The organism is Pseudoalteromonas sp. MMG013, assembly GCF_018100885.1.
Classification (GTDB): domain Bacteria; phylum Pseudomonadota; class Gammaproteobacteria; order Enterobacterales; family Alteromonadaceae; genus Pseudoalteromonas; species Pseudoalteromonas aurantia.
On record NZ_JAGJEE010000002.1, the window covers coordinates 245796 to 268286 of the forward strand.

Annotated in this window: 20 protein-coding genes; 4 read left to right on the forward strand and 16 right to left on the reverse strand. The window is 39.1% G+C overall.

The window, feature by feature from the left end:
* Nucleotides 1-68: 68 nt before the first annotated feature.
* The 5 genes from J8L98_RS03100 to J8L98_RS03120 all read right to left on the reverse strand — a co-directional run bounded on the left by J8L98_RS03100 (nt 69) and on the right by J8L98_RS03120 (nt 6379).
* Nucleotides 69-866: a transporter substrate-binding domain-containing protein gene (locus J8L98_RS03100; RefSeq protein ID WP_210995238.1), complete on the reverse strand. Its 798-nt coding sequence runs from the start codon at nt 864-866 to the stop codon at nt 69-71.
* 146 nt (nt 867-1012) lie between these two features.
* The gene (locus J8L98_RS03105; protein ID WP_192509796.1) at nt 1013-2965 is read right to left on the reverse strand and encodes a methyl-accepting chemotaxis protein; all 1953 of its coding nucleotides are present in this window, start codon (nt 2963-2965) and stop codon (nt 1013-1015) included.
* Nucleotides 2966-3121: 156 nt separating this feature from the next.
* Complete coding sequence (locus J8L98_RS03110) at nt 3122-4432, reverse strand: sigma-54 dependent transcriptional regulator (RefSeq protein ID WP_210995239.1); 1311 nt, start codon at nt 4430-4432, stop codon at nt 3122-3124.
* 4 nt (nt 4433-4436) lie between these two features.
* A complete protein-coding gene (locus J8L98_RS03115; RefSeq protein WP_210995240.1) occupies nt 4437-4946 on the reverse strand; it encodes a hypothetical protein in 510 nt (169 codons plus the stop codon).
* Nucleotides 4947-4948: 2 nt separating this feature from the next.
* Nucleotides 4949-6379, reverse strand: coding sequence for a HAMP domain-containing sensor histidine kinase (locus J8L98_RS03120; RefSeq protein WP_210995241.1), 1431 nt, complete (start codon nt 6377-6379; stop codon nt 4949-4951).
* A gap of 267 nt (nt 6380-6646) precedes the next feature.
* Between J8L98_RS03120 and J8L98_RS03125 the strand changes: the two genes are divergently transcribed.
* From J8L98_RS03125 to J8L98_RS03140, 4 genes are read left to right on the forward strand one after another with little or no spacing between them, the layout of a single operon-like run.
* Nucleotides 6647-6862: an EF-hand domain-containing protein gene (locus J8L98_RS03125; protein WP_247682407.1), complete on the forward strand. Its 216-nt coding sequence runs from the start codon at nt 6647-6649 to the stop codon at nt 6860-6862.
* A 53-nt stretch (nt 6863-6915) separates the two neighbouring features.
* Complete coding sequence (locus J8L98_RS03130) at nt 6916-7137, forward strand: EF-hand domain-containing protein (RefSeq protein ID WP_210995242.1); 222 nt, start codon at nt 6916-6918, stop codon at nt 7135-7137.
* An 8-nt stretch (nt 7138-7145) separates the two neighbouring features.
* Nucleotides 7146-7352 (forward strand): EF-hand domain-containing protein, encoded by a 207-nt coding sequence (locus J8L98_RS03135; protein ID WP_210995243.1) that lies wholly within the window; start codon nt 7146-7148, stop codon nt 7350-7352.
* A 44-nt stretch (nt 7353-7396) separates the two neighbouring features.
* A complete protein-coding gene (locus J8L98_RS03140; protein ID WP_192509806.1) occupies nt 7397-7603 on the forward strand; it encodes an EF-hand domain-containing protein in 207 nt (68 codons plus the stop codon).
* Between the two features lie 62 nt (nt 7604-7665).
* Here J8L98_RS03140 and J8L98_RS03145 read toward each other — a convergent pair whose 3' ends face one another.
* The 11 genes from J8L98_RS03145 to J8L98_RS03195 all read right to left on the reverse strand — a co-directional run bounded on the left by J8L98_RS03145 (nt 7666) and on the right by J8L98_RS03195 (nt 22450).
* Nucleotides 7666-8259 carry a hypothetical protein gene (locus J8L98_RS03145; RefSeq protein WP_210995244.1) on the reverse strand — a complete coding sequence of 198 codons (594 nt, stop codon included), beginning with the start codon at nt 8257-8259 and terminating at the stop codon, nt 7666-7668.
* Between the two features lie 222 nt (nt 8260-8481).
* Complete coding sequence (locus tag J8L98_RS03150; protein WP_210995245.1) at nt 8482-10566, reverse strand: YcaO-like family protein; 2085 nt, start codon at nt 10564-10566, stop codon at nt 8482-8484.
* Nucleotides 10567-10571: 5 nt separating this feature from the next.
* The gene (locus tag J8L98_RS03155; RefSeq protein WP_210995246.1) at nt 10572-11711 is read right to left on the reverse strand and encodes an amidohydrolase family protein; all 1140 of its coding nucleotides are present in this window, start codon (nt 11709-11711) and stop codon (nt 10572-10574) included.
* 4 nt (nt 11712-11715) lie between these two features.
* Nucleotides 11716-12492: a phytanoyl-CoA dioxygenase family protein gene (locus J8L98_RS03160; RefSeq protein ID WP_210995247.1), complete on the reverse strand. Its 777-nt coding sequence runs from the start codon at nt 12490-12492 to the stop codon at nt 11716-11718.
* Nucleotides 12493-12539: 47 nt separating this feature from the next.
* Nucleotides 12540-13481: a hypothetical protein gene (locus J8L98_RS03165; protein WP_210995248.1), complete on the reverse strand. Its 942-nt coding sequence runs from the start codon at nt 13479-13481 to the stop codon at nt 12540-12542.
* A 77-nt stretch (nt 13482-13558) separates the two neighbouring features.
* Nucleotides 13559-15538: a YcaO-like family protein gene (locus J8L98_RS03170; protein ID WP_210995249.1), complete on the reverse strand. Its 1980-nt coding sequence runs from the start codon at nt 15536-15538 to the stop codon at nt 13559-13561.
* Nucleotides 15539-15559: 21 nt separating this feature from the next.
* Nucleotides 15560-16408: a hypothetical protein gene (locus J8L98_RS03175; protein ID WP_210995250.1), complete on the reverse strand. Its 849-nt coding sequence runs from the start codon at nt 16406-16408 to the stop codon at nt 15560-15562.
* Between the two features lie 14 nt (nt 16409-16422).
* Nucleotides 16423-20526 carry a TOMM system kinase/cyclase fusion protein gene (locus tag J8L98_RS03180; protein WP_247682408.1) on the reverse strand — a complete coding sequence of 1368 codons (4104 nt, stop codon included), beginning with the start codon at nt 20524-20526 and terminating at the stop codon, nt 16423-16425.
* Nucleotides 20527-20789: 263 nt separating this feature from the next.
* Nucleotides 20790-21542: a hypothetical protein gene (locus J8L98_RS03185; protein WP_210995251.1), complete on the reverse strand. Its 753-nt coding sequence runs from the start codon at nt 21540-21542 to the stop codon at nt 20790-20792.
* Between the two features lie 298 nt (nt 21543-21840).
* Nucleotides 21841-22110, reverse strand: coding sequence for a hypothetical protein (locus tag J8L98_RS03190; protein WP_210995252.1), 270 nt, complete (start codon nt 22108-22110; stop codon nt 21841-21843).
* A complete protein-coding gene (locus tag J8L98_RS03195) occupies nt 22103-22450 on the reverse strand; it encodes a gamma-glutamylcyclotransferase family protein (protein ID WP_210995253.1) in 348 nt (115 codons plus the stop codon). The genes J8L98_RS03190 and J8L98_RS03195 overlap by 8 nt, the downstream gene beginning before the upstream one ends.
* Nucleotides 22451-22491 lie beyond the last annotated feature (41 nt).

Below are 22491 nucleotides of genomic sequence, written 5' to 3' on the forward strand. Positions count from 1 at the left end.
CTACTATACTATGTATTGTGAAGATTAGGTATTTCGTATTGCATTCAGCTTTGCTGAGAAGGTTTTTCTTAAATAGCCGGTTTTGCCACATCTAAAGCTTGATAGTATTTATTGGTGAGCTTTTCTATATTTTGTTTATTTTTTATAATGGCCAAATTAAATGCTTGTAATTTGGATTCACTAAACATGCCAGGCCTGAGCATGTAATGGACAGGATCATTGCGCACATTGAATCTTGTCGCTTTCACGTGACCTTCAATTTCTTTGCTATTTTTAATCAGGTAAGCACCCGTGAGTAAATCTTCAATAACGAAATTAACGCGCTTGTATTTTAATAATCGAAACCGTGCGATTGAAGCGTTCATTTCAACAACGCAGTCAGGACATTGCGCTTTAAATTTGCTAAAAGGCGCACCGTACACACTGCCTCTATTGATTGCCGTTATTGATTTTTCTAAAAATTTAGGAATAACTTTGGTTTTACTTTTCTCCATTGTGTCTGCGAGGATAAAGTCTTGGTGTGAGAACAGCTGCATGAACTCTGTTCGATAAGCGATGCTAAATTCGGAAAACCCCCTGCGCGGCGAGGTATAACTGGCTGCAAATATAAGGTCAATGTTGTCTTTTTTAAATTCTTGAAACGCACGACTTGAAGAAGGGAAGGAGACATATTCCCAACACAAATTGATATCTGATAGGATCATTTCAATAATGTCGATATCTAAGCCTGAAAAGCCACCATTATTTATGTAAGAATAGGGGGGCCAGTCTTTTGCTGCACTGATGCGTATTTTTTGCTCGCACGCGTAACTCAACGGCACTAAGCCTAGTGCAAAAAGCGGTATAAGAAGTTTAAAGAGGAGCATGGCCCACTTTATTGGCAAACAGGTTTGTATTATATACCGAAACATTAAGCGCCTTAGCACTGAGAACAGTTAATATCAGTAGTATAGCTGTCGGGTAGCTTGAATCAATGTAAATGCGTTTCTTACTAAGAAACGCATAACTCAGGTTAATCTATGTTGAATCTACCTACGAGTTTGTCTAGTCCATCAGCTAAACTCACCAGTTTTGTCGCACCGTCTGACAGGCTGTCGGTGGAGTGACTCACTTGCTGCACCGATTCGGTCACTTTTTGAATCTGGCTATGGGTTTCATTGGCCGATATACCCTGTTGACTTGCTTCATGGGCAATGGTACTAATGAGCTCTTTTACCTTGGTTACACTGCTGGCGATGTCGTCGAATGCTTGATGTGCTTGTTCAGATTGGGTAATTGCATCATTCGATGCTGACACGCTTTGTGTCATTTTTTCTGATACGGAGCGAGTTTGGTCAATAAGTTTGGTTAGCACCTGCTCTATCTCTTGGGTCGCATCGTGAGAACGTTGCGCGAGGGTTCTTACTTCATCGGCAACCACGGCGAATCCTCTGCCTTGTTCTCCTGCTCGAGCAGCTTCAATAGCTGCATTCAGGGCAAGTAAATTGGTTTGTTCAGCAATTGCTCGAATAACACCCAGTATATTCGTGATATTGTTACTTTCACTTTCGAGTTGACTCATGGCCGCTGCCGAACCACTTAATGAGTCATTCAGCTGCGCAACTTGTGTTACGGTGTTACCAATTAACGTATTACCATTATGTGCGCACTCATCAGTTTGCGCAATTTCAGTCAAAGAGTCTTGGCAATTTTGGCTGACGATATGTGCCATATTGTTGACTGATTCAGTATTTGTGGCTGCTTGGTTTGCAGTGTCGGATTGACTATGGCACTGCGTGCGAATATCTGTAATTTGGGTTTCGAAATGATGGGCTGCACTGTTTAAGGTATGCGCATTTTGTTGAATATCTTTAACCAGGCCATTGATTGAATTTAAAAATTGATTAAACCATGTGGCCAGTTCACTGATCTCATCATTGCCAATGACTTGCAGTCGTTTTGATAAATTACCTTCCCCTTGGGCTATGTCTCTTAAGCCTTCAGATACTCGCTCGATAGGGTAAACAATTTTATTCGCCAGTACCACGGCGATAATGCCAAAAATAACCAGCATAACCAGAGCAATCATGCTGATGAGCATTGACATACTATAGGCCGAAGAAAGGATCTCCTCCTCATCAATGATTGCAACAAATCGCCAATTGAGTTTATCTGAGTGATAACGTTTTGCAGTGACCGTTTTTTGCTCTGTTTCAATAGATAAAAACGGCTGGTTACCGGCAGCTCCCAGTGCTTTATATAGCGGCGAATTCAACTCTTTCATATTTTTAAAGTTGTTATCTGGGTTTTTAGGATCGGCAAGGATCACACCATTGCCATCCATTAAAATTAAATAGCCCGTTTCACCTAAACGAATGTTGCTGACTATGTCAGTGAGTGTTGATAAGGTAACGTCTAAAGATTGCACACCGGCAAAGCTGCCATTTTTGTATATGCCCGTTGCTACTGACACCATAGCCTGGCCTGTGACACCTTGGTAGGGTTCAGTAATAATAACGTCGCGAGGGGACTTTTTCGCATTTTGATACCAAGGGCGTTTCCTAGGATCATAACCACCCAAAGGTTCAGCAGGGTATTGAATAAACCCGCCCTTCTCAGAGCCTAAATAAACAAATAAAAGCTCTTCGTGGGTTACGCCAAACGCTGTGAATAGTTCAAATATTTCAGCTTCTTGCGCGCCATTCTCAAGTGGTGCCATCATTCTTTCAGGCCCAGTGTAGGTGCTTATATCATCAGGAATATTACTGACCAGCTTACTTTGCGCTAAAAAACGTGCGTTATTTTTCATTTGATCGAAGAACAGCACAAACGTATTTTCGACTTGGCGAATTTCATTACTGGAAGAGTCTAAAAATTGTTCCAAAGATTCCTGCTTAGTTTGAGAAATACTCACCAATGAAATGGCTAAAATGGGCACTATCACCGTTAATAGAAAACTCACTATGAGCTTTTGACGCATTCTCATCTGATACTCCCGAGATTGTTTGAATATTGGTTACATTTGTTATGTGATTATGTGTAACCCATTAAATTATACATACAATCGCAGATTTTGCTGGTTTTGTACAAAAATACACAATAAATAGTTGACGGGAAGGCGTCGCTTTATCTATACAGGCACTCAGTTTATATCGTGCTTTTTCATTAGTTTATAAAAGTCTGAGCGGTTTCTTTGCGCTAGCTTTGCAGCTTCGGCAACATTCCCCGCACACAGGGACAACACTTTTTGTATATACTCATATTCAAATTGTTTTTTTGCGTTGTTTAGCCCTTGAAAGTGATGCTCTGATTGCAAAGGTAGCGCGTTTGTCATGATATCCTCGGTGATGAGTTTATTGCTACTGAGCACCACAGCGTGTTCACAAACATTGTGAAGTTGACGAATATTACCAGGCCAATGGTAGTTTATTAAATGTGTCATAGCTTGTGGGCTTAGATGCTTTTCGTGTGCACTGAGTGTTTCTACAAACTGTTCAGCAAGTAGGATAATGTCTTCGGGCCGCTGGCGTAATGCAGGTAACGTAATGGAGACCACATTCAGTCGGTAATAGAGATCTTCACGAAACTCTTTGTTAGCCACAGCTTGCTGTAAATCTTTGTGACTGGCAGATAAAAAACGGACGTTGATTTTATGTTCAATATGCGACCCCAGAGGCCTAACAGTACGTTCTTGTAATACACGTAAAACCTTTACTTGTAGGTCTAACGGCATATCACCAATTTCATCTAATAAGATGGTTCCGCCATCGGCGCTTTGTAGTAACCCCGTTTTATCGCTAATGGCACCTGTAAACGCGCCTTTTTTGTGGCCGAATAACTCGGATTCTAACAGGTGAGCGGGTACCGCAGCACAGTTAATGGCGACAAATGGTCCATTGGCGTGCTCACTTGCTTGATGAATGGCTTTAGCTGTAACTTCTTTACCTGTACCACTTTCACCTTGGATGAGAATATTTACATTACTTGGCGCGAGTGCTTGAATATGCTTTACCACTTGTTGCATTGCTGAACTTTGATAGGTAATGCCAAAATAACGGTGCTGATCAGTGATGACACTGCGCGTTTGGGTGTGCTCTAATGCACTTTCTATGGTTGACAACAAAGCTTGGCTATCAATTGGTTTGCTTAAAAAGCTCAAAAAACCTTGCTGTATGGCATCTACCGCGTCAGGAATTGAGCCATGTGCGGTCATCATAATCACCGGAAGGCCAATATGGTGCTTTTTAATGTTTTCAAATAACTCAAACCCATCCATATGGGCCATTTTTAAATCGGTGATCACAATATCAATGACTTCTTGGCGCAGAATTTTTAACGCCTGTGTGCCTCGGTGAGCACATAGGGTGTGATAGCCATTAGCGAGCAAGCGCATAGCTAATAGCTCCGCAAGGGCGTGGTCGTCGTCAACAAGTAAGATGGTGGCTAAACTCAAGCTGTTATTCCTCTATTGAATTCGCGTTATTATCGGTTTGTGTTGCATTGAGGTGCCTAAGCTCAATGAGCGCAAGTTGACGTTTTAATTCAGCGAGCGCATTTTGCGTAACAGATAACTGCTGCTTTTCTTTCTCCAGTGCTTTGCGTAATTTAATATTTGCTAACCTTTGCTTTCGTAACCGTTGTGTATTGAACTTAAGTGAATCGAAATAAACTCGGTATTCATCTGGCCAGTTATATGAACGCGTAAACTGTTTCAACAGGCGTAGCTGTGTTGTCGTCGAGCGTGTGTTACACCAATCAGCGAAAAACGTATTAATTTGTTGGTATTGCTCAAAATGAGCGGGAAGTTCATTGTTGTGAGAACATGCATTTTTTTGTGTGCTCATCAGTGTTGCCAACGGCGCATAAGTAAGAGAAGACACCTCGAGGGGCAGTTTGGGCTCTAGTACAGGGCTTGATTGGCAGGCACTTAACAAAAAAGTGAGGATGAAGAGTATGATAATACGCATTATTAACTGCCTTCCACTGGAAATTGTACGCAGATATGGGTGCCACTTTCTACGTTATTAAATTGAATGTTGCCCTTGAGTTGCTTGACGGATTCTTCAACAATGGCAAGTCCAAGGCCACTGCCAGAGTGGCTATGACTGTGTTGGCCTCTGAAAAATGGCTGCATGAGTTGCGCAAGCTCTGAAGATTCAATGCCAATACCATCATCCACAATAGAGAATGTCGCGATGTGGTTTTGTACCGAGAGGCTAACTTGCACTTTATGCTTGGCATATTGAAGCGCATTGTTGATAAGCTGGATTAAAATGAGTTTACAAGGCATATACGGAAGCCCCTCTGTTGAATCACTTATTTGCCAGTCGATATGTTTGGTGTGAGACAGTGAGTGCGTGCCAAACTGGGTTTGTAAGTCTAGCGCCAGCAAGTTCAAGGCCTTTCTCTTTTGTTGATGTAAAGGGTGACTCGCCGCACTGTAATTAAGTAAGTCATCAATCAGTATATTCAGCCGCGTTAACGATGTATCCATTATCGTTACAATTCTTTGTTGTTGCGGATTGAGAATCCCTATGTCATCACTTTTTAACAGGCTATTCCCTTCGCTTAACGACGATAATGGGGTTTTCAACTCGTGACTGACATGACGTAGGAAAGAGTCTTTTTGGGCATGACTACGTTGTAGTTCATCATTGAGCCAGCTGAGCTTCTGGCCCAGTTTACTTAACTCATTGCTGCCATGTAACTCAATTTCACTCGAATACTTGCCATCACCCAAGCGAGAGAGAGAGTGCTCAACTTTGTACAGTTGTTGAGTAACGCGATGAATGAGCGCGAGGCTGATCATAATAAATACAGGGAGTAAAATGAGCAATAAAGCTACAAACCAATGATTCACATATGAAATATTGGCGCGTTTGGCGGCTAGACGTATTGCCAGTGCTTGGTGAAAGAGCTTTTCGGTCGTGCTGAGTTGGTAATGTAAGTCTTTATAACTAACAAGATGAGAATCATAAATGGGCACCAGCGAAAGTACTTGTTGCCAATTGGCAACAAGTGCTGTTTCTACAATCGCATTTTTAAGTAAAATAATGCGTTTATGGGTCATTTTCCACTTATTTTCGATACTATTTTGTAGTGCAGGGCTATTGAGTAAATGATTATTTTTTTGCGCTTTTTCTAATGCAGAAATGTCTTCCTTTAACGAGGAAAACTCTAATATAAGTTGATGATTATTAACGTAAGCCTGATGCATTCTTTGTTGTTCAGAAGACACATGGTTTGCATACCAAATTGTCAGTGCAATAATGGGAATGAGTGCCACAGCCAGTGCCAATTTAGCCTGAAACCCCAAAGAGCGAGAAAAAAAATTTTCCTGCGATTTTTTGAGCTTTATAAATGGCGGAGCAACCTGCTTTTTTAACCTATCAATCGTCATATGAAATACTGTTCCGAGACACGCAGTCGCCAAATAGCAACTACATAACTTATTGATTTTTATAAACAACACGAATTTTTCGCATTTGTATGTTGCTATTTAGCAACAGTCACACTTAATCCTTCCTGAACTAAGCACAGTGCCAATTCATAACTCACTGACTTAAATAGATTTTTAACATATGGCACCAAAGTTGAAATAATGACTGTGAATTCAATGAACTGTGTTTGTAATGTGCAGTTAGATACTTAACTTTGGAGCAATACGATGATGAAAACAGCACTACTGATACTGACGGTATCTATATCAACAGGTGTCATTGCTAACTCTGAATTCACGCAATTAGATACGAATAATGACGGCGCTATTAGCTTGAGCGAGTCAAAGGCGAATCCAAGTGTCATGGCGCAATTTAAAGATTTGGATACCGACAATAATGGTCGATTATCAAAAAGTGAATACAGCCACTTTGTTAAAAAATAACGTGGTGGTTAAGTCGACAGAACAACATGCTCAAATATAAAAGAGGATACAACATGAAATTAGTCCACGCCTTTACGGCAACAACATTGATGTTCGTCAGTGCATTAAGCTTTGCATCTGGGCTGACATTTGCTGATTTAGATTCAAACGACGATGCTCAAATAAGCCAAGAAGAAGCCTCGGTAAACATGCAATTAAGTGCACAGTTTTCGGCGCTCGATTTAGATAAAAATAAACTACTCAGTAGCAGTGAATTTTCAAATTTTAAATTATAGGTGATGATATGAAAATGCTTAATGTGATGGTTGTCGGCGTGTTAACAGTTATGAGTATGAACGCGCTAGCTGACGACTTCAGTGACTTTGATTTAAACCAAGATGGCTTTATTAGCCAAAGTGAGGCGGCCATATCGGATACGTTAACGTCTCAATTTATGCGTTTAGATACCAATAAAGATGGCAAGTTATCTAAAAGCGAGTTCGCACACTAGATACTTGATTACGCATTGATTTATGACAACAGACGGAGAGTTCAATGAAAATATTTACAGCATTATTTACCGCAATCTTATTAGGTGTATCTCATGGTGCGATAGCGAGCAATTTCTCATCACTGGATAGTGATAAAGATGGCTTTATTAGTAAAAGCGAAGCGGCACATTCGGAGTCACTGTTAAAAGTATTTGATTTATTAGACAGCGATAAAGATGGCAAATTGTCGAAAAAAGAGTTTCATCAATAAGTAGCCTCCCGTACTACTTGACGCACAAAGCCTAGGTATGACCTAGGCTTTTTTCGCTTTTATCAGAAGCGATATGTGATATTGGCACTGACTTGGAATTGATTGAGTGTATCACCATCAAAATGCCAGCTACACATGTCGGTTGTTGCCGGATCTGAGTCACAGGTGACTTTAGATTTATTCTTTACGATAGTGGCTAACCAACGTACTTCAGTTCCCACGCTTAAGCTGTCTAACACTTGATATTCTAAACCGCCAAACAACCCGGATGCGAAGAACGAGTCAGCGTCAGCAAAGTTGGTATCAAGACGGTTAACCCCTAATTGTAAACCTAAATATGCGTCTAGATTATTGTAAATTGGGCGGTATACCGCACTTTGGAACAACAAGTATTCCATTTTCACTTTATGTTGCGTGCTGCCTTCTAATTCACCTTCATATTCACTATAAAATAAACCATATTTGGTATCGTTCTCATGCCAATCAACACTGAAACCGTAATGACTGTCGTCAGACAATTCATGTTGCTGAAGTTTAGAGGTGGTTAAAGTTTGACTATACGTTTGACCTGCATAAGCGGTAATTCCCACCTCTGCGTGGCTTGCGTGAGACGTAAGTAATAAGCCAACAATGCTTGCAAGTATAAGTTTTTTCATGAAATATCCTTTTTAAGAATGTCATGGTGTATGAAATTTTGCGCCTAGTATACGAGATAATCGCTTAGATGCCATTGAATAAAGGTAAGATTATGTAAAGGCGCTGGGTGATAGTACGAAAACTGTCAACGTATTAAGGGGCGGTTTAATGATTTACTGGTTAAATCAGAGAAGCGAATGTACACTGCTCTGATAACATTGGGAAATATAAAAAATAGAGGGTTATATGTACAACCCTTGTTGATTGATGGTTTGCTCATTGAGAGGTTCCTCCAACCAGCCTAACTTAACAGGGGTTTGGTAAAGGCGCGCGTTACCAAGCTGTGGCCAGATATGACATAAGCCCGGAACAAATACCTTAGCAGTATGTATAGGCAGAGGCTGCCTAGTGTAATCCAAAACTAATGTTTCTAGCCCAAGTAGCTCTAATTGCTCTGTTATGGCAATGATATCGTCTTTAAGATCGCCGGACTGAGTTAACGTATATGCTCCATGAGCAGTAGCATCGTGGGGATTCAAAAAATCGTCATCAGAGATGGCATCGAAGTCAAACGGCGCACCGTTTTGGTCTCTAATAGGAATTAATTGGCACAGCTCCGTGAGCGCACGTTGTGCCGCCATTTCTGGTTTTAAATGACAGCCAAAACCGAAGATCCAACCTTGGGTTGTTTTGTGCTTTCCAATGGCAGCCATTACAGCGACCCCAGTGTCTATAGTTAAGTCTAATACCCAATAATCATGATGTTCACGGAGTGTTTGATCAAGAGGAGCTAAGTAATCTGGATTTAATCGCGAGAGGTCGAAATTGGGTTTTATAAGCCGGTTGTACCACCAAATTGCAGTTGCATCACGCTCGATTAGCTCAAATAGAGCTTGTAGAATTGCTTCCTCAAGGTTATTTCCGGCAGCGCAGCCATTGGAGTTCCATTTGCCGTATATATCATCGTGAAAAGGCGTATTGGCAAAGCATAAAACAGAAGGTACATAGACCGCTTCATCAGATGTCAACGACCAAACGAGTTGCCAATTTATTGCTTCGTTATGGGAATACGGTACTGCCGCTTGTTTTCTTTGTGAGTCACTATGAGACTTATTCGAGAAGTGCTGATATTGCGTGTCGCTATACGGGCTGATATCGTCAAAGCTAATATATCGATGAGGTAAGTCTTTCGCTTGTTTAGTTATGTATTGTTCATTGCCACAATACTGCGCATTCTTGCGTTCAATCGCTTCACATAGGGCACTGGCTTTAGATTGCTCTTCAGTAACACCTTTACCGAGGCATATCTGTACAAAGCTATTTTCATCGACCGCTAACATATCTTTTACTGCTGGTTTTTTGAAAAATGCAGAACGATAAATCTTGATAGGGTAATTAGTTTTTTGTGGTATCGGCTCTATATGGGCGATGTATCCTGTGACTTTATTGACAAATGGCATTAGCCGCTGCACTGTCATAAGGCTACTTACGCTTCTAGACCCTCCGTCATGGTCGAAATGTACCTTATTTGAAGTTAATTCTAGCTTTTTATCACAGCTGGGTAGTTCACCGCTAACGGGTAAGTTGAGGTAGCTTTCTGTAACAGAGCCTTCATTGTCAAATACCATCATATGACGTTTCAAGTTACCTTGGTGCTTTTTGGTGGCAGCGAGAATTTTATCAGCTTTGCAAGATAGTAAGTTGTCACTGTATTGTATTGGCCTAAATATTTTACAGTTTAAAGTGTTTTCCAGCGCTTGTAATACGGGTTGATTAGATAGCAATGAATGTAAAAATAATACACTCTCAGGTATAGAATGAAATACTGGTGAAATTGTATATCCTCGTTGATTTACACTCACAATATGAAAATTCTGATAAATGGGTAGTTTGACAATTTCTTCTGCAATATTATTGCTACGAAAATCAGTAGTGAAAACAAAAGATATGTTTAGATTAGTATTATTAATTCTATCTATCAGTGAATTGTAAGCATTGATGTGTTGCTGTGGAGCGATTACATAAGAGTTTTTTCTTATGATTAAATTGTTGAGCTCATAATCAGATGCTAAACACTTAGATTCAGTGAGGTATTGCTGTTTGTCTAACAAAGCTTTAACTCTAGATAAAAACAATTGCTTTTCTTGCCAATTAGGCGTTGAGTTTACAATTTGAGAGAGCGTTTTTTTACCGTCAATTAAATAAAATAGTGGGTAATTGACATGTGAGAAAAAGAACTCTGACGAGTCAGTGATAGCAACAACATCGTGATTAGGAAGCGTATAGGGTCGTACGCTAGACATCCAATTAATAATTAAATCTTTCATAGATATTAAAGACTAAATAGTTCCTTAGGGTTCTTTTCTAGAATATCAGATATCTGTATCGTAGACAGTTCAGGAAGACTTTTTGAAATCTCGCAGAGCTCAAAATGTAGATGGTCGGGGTGAGGAAAGTCACTTCCAAAAATCATTTTTTCATGCCCGATCGCCTTTAAAGTATCTGAAATTGGTTCACCAATTTCTATACCAACCCAAAACTGGCGCTTAAAATACTCCGAAGGCAGCATGGTAATATTATCTTGTGTTAGACTCGGAAATTCGTTGTAGCATATATTGTCTAATCGCCATAACCAATGAGCAACCCAAGAACAGCCAGCTTCTAAAAATGCGAACTTTAATTGAGGATGCCTTTCAAGTACTCCAGACTCAAGCAATGTAACAAATGCCATTTGAGCTTCCATTGGGTGTGAACAGGCATGCAATGAAAACCGGGTGTTAAATCTATCGGTTCCTACGGTATTACCTTGTAAATGAGTTCCACCATGAAAAGTGACGGTAATATTGTATTTTTCACATGCAGCCCAAAAATCAGCGTACTCTGGATCGCCGAGTGTTTTACCTAGTATAGGTTCAGGTCTGATGGTGATAGCACGCCAACCTTTAAGTGCAATATCTTTAACTTGAGTAGAAAGCGTACTTGGTGAATGTCTACTTATAAGACCTACCGGCATTAATCGTTCTGGTGACGTAGAGCAAAAGTTTTCTATCCATTGATTATAGGCATGTGCATAAGCTAATGAACTATCTTCTGATACATCTTTATGATTTACGATATATCCTGCAAAGGTGGGGAACAGCATTGCGACACTGACGCCAACATCGTCCATGGATTTTATTTGCCCAGCAGGAAAAGTAGCTAAACTTCTTTGAGTGTTGCTACTTGAGTTGATGAGAGCGGTAGCTATTTGCTGCTCTTCTCCCCAGTTTCCTAAGATAGGTTCTGATCCGATCATATAAGTTGGTGGAAGGGGCAGGTCATAACCAGTTTTAGTGTGGCGTTGTGCTTGTTTTTCACGTGTATCTAAATTTAAATGCACTGGATCTCGTTTGAAAACTTCAGGATCAACATATTGTTCCCAAAGGTCTATTGGTTCCATTACATGTCGATCACAGTCAATTACTTTATACATAGCTCTAGTAAGTCTCTTTTGAAAATATTGTTGGACAAAACCTTTCATCATTAAGAATGAGTCCATATCCGTAATCATCGACCCCGTTATTTAATTGGACATCTTCAGTAAATAAACCAATTGTAATAACGCTTCTATCTGCTTCGGTCCTATTGGGGTAGCTTCCATGAAGCGCCTCGAAATTATGAAAACTAATTCCGCCTAATTCTAATGTGATGGCATCTTCATTCCACTCATGATCTGTGTAGTAAGAGCGTAATAGTTGTACTTGTTCAGCAATATCTTGACGATCTCCACCGGTATTAATGAGTGTTTTTGGCCATTTATGTGAACCATTTACAACCATTAAAGGCCCGTTGTTATGTGTAATTGTGTTTAGCGGTAGCCAAGCCGTCAACACGCCTTTTTTGAAAAAAGGCATATGTTGTGAGTCTCGATGAAAGCCTACATTCCCTTTTAATCCGGTACTGTGTGGCTTATGGAATAGCTGACAACCCCAGATCTTAATATTTCTTGCACCTGTAATTTCGGCTGCTAACTCACCGATTTTAGATTGGGTTATTGTTTTGTATATAATGGAATCACACATATGAATTTGGGATAGTCGTGTTAACTCAGAGTTCCCATCACCAAAATGACTCCATGGCTTAACACCTGTTTCATATTTTGATGCGAGTAAGTGAGATATTCTAAGCTTGGCTTGCTCTAACATGCTGATGTTAAGGCTAGCATTGTTGAATGCAATATAGCCTTTTTTTTCGAATTCTTCTTTATGATTCATATTTATATTACGCGAGTAACACATTGGTTACTCGCTCCAACTTAATGTTATGTACTAGTAAACGGTTGATTTGCTCTAATAGCTATTAAGTCTGCAAGTGCCATCGGATTTAAGTTGTCACTTTGAGTGCTTACCTTTTCAGGTAGGTCTAGAAGAAGGGTACTGGTATAAGAGTTGATATTGTCAATTTCTCCCTCAGAGCTTATTGATTCAGTATTTGCATAACTAATGTATACATTTAAACCATTAGGGATTTTGTAGTTTAACTGGCTAAGTATATGAGGGTAATCACACAGTTTACTACCATCAATTAGTGCTTCTTTAGAGGAAAGCGACCAATTTAATGCAACAAGACGAGGTATAAAGTGCATCCAACAGTAGTCATCATCAAGGCCAGTAGAGCCACCTCTATCACCTTTTTGAAGTAAGTTTTTAGAGTTGGAGTTTTCTATTGAAAAAGTACGATTTTTTTCATACACAACACTTGGTTCATTTTTTACAATGTTTTGTGACACAAATTCGGTGTCAAAATAAGAGGAATTAAAGTCTTCGGCAAAAGGAAAATATAAGCTCAAATCGGAATAGTTCGCTAATATCTTTGCACCTTGAGAGTCATCAAGCTGAGAAATATGGGGAGGAAGCTTTATTACTAAGCCGACAGCTATATCTTGCCAGCCATTAGTGGACTGAAATGCGTATTCGCGATTGTAATTTGAAGAATTACTTTTTGTTAAAGAAACTTTAATTATATATGGAACATTGTCTTCCTGTGATCTTTTCTTATAAGCTAAGAACGCAACACTTCCATCATTAGTAAGCTCAATATTCTCTACATTCAAAGCTTTAAGTAAGCTATATAGTTTATTATCTGTATTGGTGTACTTTTCTGGATTAGTCCAATATTCAGCAACTATTTTTGGCCAGAGTGCACTCCAAGTGTTTCCATCTCTGATAATTAATTTATTGGATGCTTGCTCTTGAATTCCCATATTTACTCCTTTATATAACAAGATTAGGTTTTACGATGATTTTGTACTTTTAGTCAGCTAAAATAGAAGCTTATAAACTAAATTACAATATCAAACTCATTAAGCTCATGCTCTTTTAATTTAGTCGATTTCCAGCCCATTCTAGCAGGGACGTCGTATAACCTGCCATTACTTGTTCGCCTCCAAAAATGTCTCAGACCAGGTGAAATGACTTTAGCCACCGGGAAATTGGTATCTGAAGTTGTTAAATCAAAAATAATAAGGTCTTGGTTGACGTTTTTTAGCTTTGTAACAATGTCTGAAAAGTGCTTCTCTATGCTTTCTTCTTCTATATCGTATGTAGATTGAAGGCAATCTAAGCATTGATTATTTAAAAAATCGTGATTATCAATACTTTGCTCCTCTAACCATTGATGAAAGAGAGGTTCCGATTTTTTTGTTTGTGGGTTCGTTAATGCTGGTAATAATTGGCAAACTTCAGAAATAGCTCTTTCAGCTGCGGTGGTAGGGTTTGTATGACAGCCAAAGCCAAATAAGATTTGTTTTCGGGTTAGTTTATTATAACTTATTGCAGAAAACGTAGGTATGCTAATATCAGTGGTAATGTCTATGATATAAATAGTACGGTTCAAAGATGCAAATTCTGCGACGATGTTATTAATATATGAGCTTTTAATAGATTTTAAATCTATTTCGTTACGCTTTACTTTGTTGTACCACCAAATAGCAACGGCATCGCGTTCTATTAACTCTAATGAACCTTGGAAAATTGCCTCTAAAAAGGTATTCCCCGCTGCACAACCATTTGAGTCTGGCATCGCAATTCGATCTTCATCATTAATTTTATCTAATTGAGAAAATGCGATTTCAGCGGGAATATAAACTGGTTCAGATTGTGTAACGGAAAAAGCTTCTACCCAGTAATAGTCTTTATTTATATCAAATTTTTTCGGTATCCAATGCTGTGGCGCCTTACTTTCTCTCACTTCCTTACTTTCACTATCAAATTGGTTATTACTATAATTAAGTACTGAGTTAGGCTGAATAAATCTGTGGTCTAAGTTACTTGCTTTTGTATATTTTCCAATGGATCTACCATGATGAACCATAGAGTAACGTTCAATCGCCTCACAAACAGCACTACACTGAGCTTGTAATTTCGTTTTACCTTTGCCGCCGTTTGCTGACCTTAACCCCGCTTTGACCCACGAAATGTTATCGAGCGAGAACGCTGTATTTTTACCTGCAACATAGTTATGAATATGTAGTGATTCTGAGCTACCGTAAGGCTCAAGTTTGCTAATTACTCCTGTATATTTGCTAACTAGCGGCATTAATACCGTCAATGTGCTTTGGCTGCTTTTAGAACGGTATGGCGAGTTATTACTGGTATCGAATTGGAAAGATAGGTGTTGAGGTTCAGGTATTATCGCGTGTTTGCAGCTAGGAATATGTCTTATTTTATGACTTGTTTTAGTGTTAGTGATAAGACAATGCTCCACAAGAGTCGACTCTTGCTCTAATAGTGGCATAGCCTTAACTTCAATTTTTTCAGCGGGGATATATTTAACAGCGTCTCTTTTCTTTCTCACCATAGCTAAAAGAGGTCTGTGAGATAAAACCCTTGATATAGTGCATTCAACGCATACCTGTGAGAGGTTTATATATAACAGTGTTTCCCCATCACTGCATATTATGTGTTTTAAGCTTGATTTATCGTCAAAGAAAACGAGCTCATCGAAATAACTCTGACCGACCATGAGCATGCTTCGATTTGGTTTATTCTGATTTGAATTGGAGTTGCTAACAATAATATTTGAATTTTTTAGCGAGTTGATTTTTCTTAGTATTAAAGCAGGTGGAAAATCCAACCCCTCCACAATATTATCAAAAGTTAATGGTGTTCTGCTAATTAAGTTAATTATTGCAGATGATATCTTGCAGGAAATAATATCATCCTTGTTGAAAGATGATATTATTGTTTTTTCATTTTCTATTGTGTAATAAGAAAGTTTTTTATTTAATTTATATTTCATTTTATTTTGTTGGCGCTGCATTATCAGCGCCGTATATTTTTTTTAAGAAGTGAAAATTACAAGTTGCTCATCGTTACCTTCGCCAAGATTTATTTTAGTTAAAATATCAAAGGATGCACAAGTGTAAGGAAGCGTTAATTGTACACTGTCCGTAACAACATTTCCTTTTATGGAAAACTCGCCTTTTGCTTGTCCTTGCACTATTTTATCTTGCACTACAACTGCACCATTATTACCACTTGAGTTAGGAAGTGCGTTACTTTCATCACCATTGATACTCCAACGAATAACATTTGAACTGTTTTCGATTCTATATTTGTATTCGTTATCACCTACTTTAGAAACAAACTCTAAAATAGGCCATACGATATTTGGATCAAGGTGCAATTTTGCGGTACTAGGAATTTGCATACCACAACCAACCCAACGGTGTAAGTTTACTACTTCAAAGTGCTTACTCGAACTTAGCTTTCTTAAAAGTTCAGTTGCATCTTCAGATGAGTCAGCTGTGATTACAAGTGTTTGCAGTTTCTCAGTTGGTGAAAGGCCTAACTCACTAATGGATGGATCGTGCTCGGTTTGATCATCTGTAAGCTTAGTTATCTCATAAATTGAAAGGCCTGACGTCAAAAAGTGTCTAGTGTACTCTGTAGCTGTAACTTCCCAATCATTGTATATATCATTTTCATCATCTGTTAACCTTACCTCTAAAGTTTCACCGATCACTTCACCTTTGAAGTCTTCGTTTGCAAAGAATGAGCGAATTTTTGGCGACTCATTAAGGTTAATCATTAATTGGAACCAAGTTCTGGTAATGTTTTCAATTTGAACTAAGTTATTGTAATCAAAGTTTTCTTTAACACTTATTAATTCATTTTCAAATTTATACATTCTATTTCCTTAATTTATTTATTTAAGTTTTCGCTAATTTTTAACCATGATTTTTCGGTTATTCCGCCTAATTCTTTCATGGTATTTATTTTTTCAAATAGTTGACTCTTTTCTTTCATGTCAGCTGTTATTTTATACAATTGGCATAGTGATATAAGCGCTATATAATAGCTTTTAGATTGAACAGCTAGCTCAATTGATTCGTTAAATCGGTCTTTAACGGCGTTGGTCAGTTTACCTGATTGATAGAATTCTGCTCTAGCTAGCTCCCTAGTTGTAATTGCTAAAACGCAACGATCTCCGGTTTTGATGGAGCGGGCGTATGAATCTTTTATCACGCTTAAAGCTGTTTTATACTCACCCACTTCAAGTAGCGTATCTACAAGTGGCGGAATATACCATGCTAGTATACCTAGTTGACCTGACTCTACGTCTTCATCTACTATTTTAAGACCATATTCATAGCGCCGTGTGTACCAATCCCTGTTCATATCAAAGTAACGTTGGATCCACTCACCAGTAAAAATTTCTGGTGATTCTTTTCGTGCCTTGGTACACCACTTATCCATGCCTTGTTTATCATTAATTAGGAAATAAAAACAAGTGCCCCATGTATACCCTGTCAGTTCAATGGCTTTATTACCTGTACTTTTTGATGCGGAAAGGCACTCATCACGCAGAGATTTAGCTTTAGATATGTTGCCATGCATCGCTTCGATTGACATTAAGTTGCCTAGTGACATCATATAGGGGTCAAACCCAAATTCAGTATTTAAGCTTTTATCTTCCTCAGGGTTGTAGTTTTCAATGGCAGATTCTAACAATACTCTTGATTCATTAAAGTCGCCGTCAAAAAAATAGGCTTGGCCTAACATGGCGTCAAGCATTAATCTACTTTTCCTATCACTGTTATATAGTTTGTGTATTCTAACTTTTTCTCCTGCAATTCGAGCGTGATCTCGTTCACTCTGATAGTGGTAATATATAAAGAGTGACCACTGTGCTCGAAATTCAATTTCTTCTTCAGATATACTCGTATTTTTAAGGAATTTAATATCAAGACTTTGACATGAGTGTGTGTTCTCTATGTTAAAATCAGCTAGTAATTTAATGCTATTACTACCCCACCCCAGTTTTTTTATATATGAAGGTATGCATACATGATTTATGATTTTTTCTAACTGTGGAGTAAGCTTGTTTTTATTATATTTTTTTAACCAAGTTTTTATTAGCTCACTATCTTCTACGACTTGTTGATTTAAAGATAGCTTATTTGATTTGTCAAAATGGAATAGAGCCCAATTTACCGCTTCAGAAACGTTTTCAGCTAGCCTGAAGTGATATGAAATTAACCAAGGCATAGTTTGATATTTATATGAGAGCACAGAAGCCATCATTGTACCAATTCGGTTATGAGAATTTTCTTGTACTAATTTATCCATACTTTCATAGGCTGCATCTCTCACTAAAGCATGTTTAAATATATAGCTATCGTTATTAACCCGTCTTTGTTGAATAACTAAATCATTGGCTATCAGCTCATTCAGATCATTCTGAATTTGATTTTCACTTAATGATGATGCACTAATAAGCAACTCATATTCGAACTCACGTCCGATTGTCGCCGCAAGCTGGGCGGTTTCTTTGGCATGAATGAGGCTATCGAGTTTTTGCTGGAGTGATTCACGTAAACTGCTGGGAACTTGATCTAGTTTGTCTGGGCTGACAAAATTAATTTCACCTTCAACGAGACCGACCAAGGTTTTTTGCTTTAACATACCAACAAGTTCTTCGATAAATAATGGAATACCATCAGTTCTACTGACTAATATATCGAGTACATTACGTGAAACTGGCTGGTTATCAAATAGCCTGATGATAAAGTCTTCTGTGGCTTTTGCCGTTAATTTATTGAGATTGACTTCCAATAACGTGAGATCTTTTAGCGATGTGGGCACTTGCTGTCGAGACGTGCTGATCAACACATTACCAGTGTCTAGTTGACCCGCGAAGTGCTGAATAAATTCAATCGTGGTGGTGTCAGCCCAGTGTATGTCTTCGATAATATACAGCTTATTTTCGCTTAAACTGTATTGCTGATTCAGTAAGAGGGCTGTTAAGCTATTGAACAGTATTATCTTTTGCTGGTCTGGTGCTAAGGTGGACGCTTGCATGTCTTCAGGTAATTCGATGTTTAACCAAATCAGCAATATTGGTATCGCCTGCGTGGCAGTAACGCTTTGATCTTGCTTTTGTATTATGTCACTGAATAAGGTTATGGCGCTTTGTACATCGAGGTGTGCAGTATTAAACAAATATCGAATAAGTGTTAGCACAGGATAAAGCGCATTGTTTTGGTGTTCGGGTAAGCATTGTGCCACTAAATGCTGGTATTGACCTGCGTGACTGCGTATTTCTTGTAGTAAACGAGATTTACCAATGCCTGCCTCACCATGAATGTGGGTTAAATGGCTTTGGGTATTTTTGCCCTTAATAACAGAAAGGGTTTTATCTAGCTCTTTTTCTCGGCCAATTAATTCATGATTATTACGTGTGCCTCGCATAAAGCCAAATGCTTCAACTTGCCTTTCGCCTTTTAGGCTATATACCGTTGCAGGTGAACCGGGTTGCTTTAATGTAGGGAAGTCAATCGTTTCAAATTCGCTGTACGGCTCTAAAATTGCTCTTGAGTCACCACTGCAAAGTATTTGTTTTGGCTTTGCGCTGCGAGCGAGACTCAAGGCCGTATTGGTAATATGACCTTCAGGAATGGCGTTGGCATAGGTAACAAATACGCCGGTATGCAAACCAATGTGTATATTGAAAGAAATGCCATGCACATCTTGCATTAAGGCATCTCTTTTTGACATTTCGCTCATGATCTCGAGTGCGGTGCGCGCAGATAGGCGAGTATCATTATCGCTGGCAATGGGAAAGCCGAAATAAAATAGCAGCATATCCCCAAGAGTACCGACATGGTAAGCATTAAAACGTGTCGCAATATCAATACATTGGTTTAATTGTGCCTTGGTTAATGCATCTATAACGTCTAAGTCTTTCGTGTTATCGCTAATTTCAGAAATACTAATTTTGAGTGCTAAAACTGTAATTTGTTTGCGCTCAGTGAGTAGGGTGTGGTGATTTCCTTGGTCGCCTTCAGCATCTTTACGTAAGATGACGGTGTCGTCATCAAAACCATGCTGGGCTTCACCCTTGGTTAGAATGCCAACCAGGTTTGCAACATTGATGCTATTGAGCTCATTGAAGCTTTCTTGTGAGGTGATCACGCGATCTATGGCGTTCTTCTTAAGCACTCTTCTTAGTAATGATGCCAAAGGGTGACCCAATAAAGGGGCAGGCAGCGGGACGTTTATATCGCTCAATTGCTTATGATAAATCGAGGCGATGCTTGAACCAGTTACCGCGGGCAAGCCTGTTAAACACTCTAGATACACAAGGCCCCAAACATACAAGTCGGTTTTTGTTGTGGCAGGTTCGCCACGTAACTGCTCGGGGGCACTGTATGAGGGGGTACCTAGGGTTTCTTGCGTGAGCGTAAGGGTATTAAAGTCTGGCTGACGGTGTTCTGAAACCAAGGTGCCAATACCAAAGTCGAGTATTTTTGCGTAAGTTTTTGCCCCTGATTTCGCCAACATAATGTTAGCGGGCTTTATGTCTCGGTGTATTATGCCTCGGCTATGGGCATGTATCAGTGCATCTAATACTTGTAACATCACATCTGTTGCATCAACCGCATTCAGTGCACCTTCCTGTGTGAGGTGCTGACGCAGTGAAATGCCGTCTACGTATTCAAATACTCCGTAAAGGAGATGATCATCGACTTGTCCTTTATCTAATAGTCGGACAATATGAGGGTGCTGTAGCTGGCTACTTAATTGTGTTTCACGCTTAAACCGTTCTATATAACGGCGCTTTTTTTGTTCTTCTAAATGAGGTTCTAAAGCGAGAAATTTGATGGCAACGAATTGATTGGTATTTTTATGCCTGGCTTTAAATACCTTACCAAACCCGCCTTCACCAATTTTATGAATAAGTTCATAGTGAGCACTATCAAAGCTATCAGTTATAAACTGATCTGAAAACTGTGTGAGCGACATAAGCTATATTTTCCAATAGTATTATTGTAACCATATCCTTTGTACAACGTCCCGGTTACGTTATTAGTTTTTATTTGTAGTAACAAAGCTATTTCGCTCATCCTTGCTGTTGTTACATAAAATTACTTGTATAGATTAGCTTATCGGTAGGAGGTTAGGAAACTTTAATTCATGAAAAATAGAGGAATTTTTTATGAATTCATAATTGGGTACGGTAAGTATGTCAAATATATTACACGCACCCATTATAAAGACGGGGGTTATTAAAGTGATATAATAATATTGTCTAGTGAGCGTTGCTGTGCTGCATACGTACGACTGCCACTCACATAAGCTGGGTCAATTTGCCCGTGACGTCTGCGTTCGAATGTTAATGACCCAGTGCAATCGTGTTGAGTGTTAATCAGTGCGTCGTTGAAAAATTCAACATTAGACAAGTTAATAGTGAAATCACCATCGTCTGACACATTATTATATACTTCAGAGCCGGTTAATTTATCACCGTCTTTTTTAGTGCACTCTGTATTGAAAACAATGCTAAATTGATCACCAGCGCCGCTTTTTGTCCATTCAATCTCGATTGAATCGTCTTTATCATACAATTGACCTGTTTGTGGAGCGAGGATCTGATATTGCGGTGGCAGTGTTATCGTGTTGGTTAGAGTTTTATTTTCTGATGCGCGGTTAAGCTGCACCACAAATTTAGTGTCGCCTACCGCCACGTCAAAAACAGCGCGGTAATCTATATCGAAAAAGCCATCGTCTTCTTCTAATGTTTTGACTGTTGTGCCGACAGTCGCTTGTAATTTATCGCCATTGGTTAATTTTAAGTTATTTCCATTTCGACTTGAAACATTTAACTCTGCGATAACGCGGCTATCTTGGCCATTCGAAGTCACGTAGATATCAGACCAAATAGCCTCGGTTTTAACATTATTTGACTCTGTTGTTTCTGAAGAGCAGGCACTCAGTAGCGCGATTGCAATAGCCAGTGATGAATATTTTAAGTGATGCATGGTCGTCCTTGTAAAAGGCAGGTTTATAGATTATTCGTACCTTATATTACAACCGAATAGAATGTTAATTAAAGTGTTTTTACACAAAAATACAATTTAATATAATTATTCACAAGTTGTGCTGTGAGCTTGGTAACGAGAGAACCAACAGACACGATGAGGCAGCGTTTTAACCCGTAAAATTGACTCGATATTAAAGGCGATTGATTTTGTAAGGTCGGTATATGGTCATTCACCCGCCAAACAAGCTATAAAAGTGGGCGTTTTATAGCTTGCTCTATCATATTGGCGCAATACTTTATTGAACGGTCATAAGTAAATCATGGGCTTTTAATGTCAATCCCATAGGTTTTATCTCATTATTAATAACGCCCAATGATTGGGATAGCTGCTTGCCACTGAGTGTATTTGAACAGTAAAGCTCAACTTTTAACGTGTGCTTGAGTTTACTCATTTGCCCATAATGAGTGAGGTATTCAAACTCCGGAAGCTGAGCTTTTAGTTCTTCGCAGGCATTGGTGAGTAATTGAATGAGTTGTTGTTCAAGCTTCTTTTGCGTTTTAGTCATGAGAGCTCTCAGCGGAAGCATAAATCCAGCAGGTGTTTCCTGATTGAAGAGGGGCACTAACTCGCTGATACGCATCTACCTCGTATTCATCGGCTTGCGCTAATTCAGCATCTGTTATTGAAAATACAGTACCGTGGACTATGTCATCGTGATCCCCTGTATAATTTAAGATAGGGTGATGGGTTTTGCCGCTGCTGGCAATCACGGCTGCATCCGTTATCTCAACTTCACCAAGTTGATACCCAATTAATGCATCAGGTTCACCTTCTAACAATCGACCAAAAGTATCTAGCTGTACTTGTGAGTGTTGTAATGTACCGTAAGAGAAAAGTGCTTGCATAGAGGTTCCGTTGTTGGGTAACAAGATTGACGCAACAATAG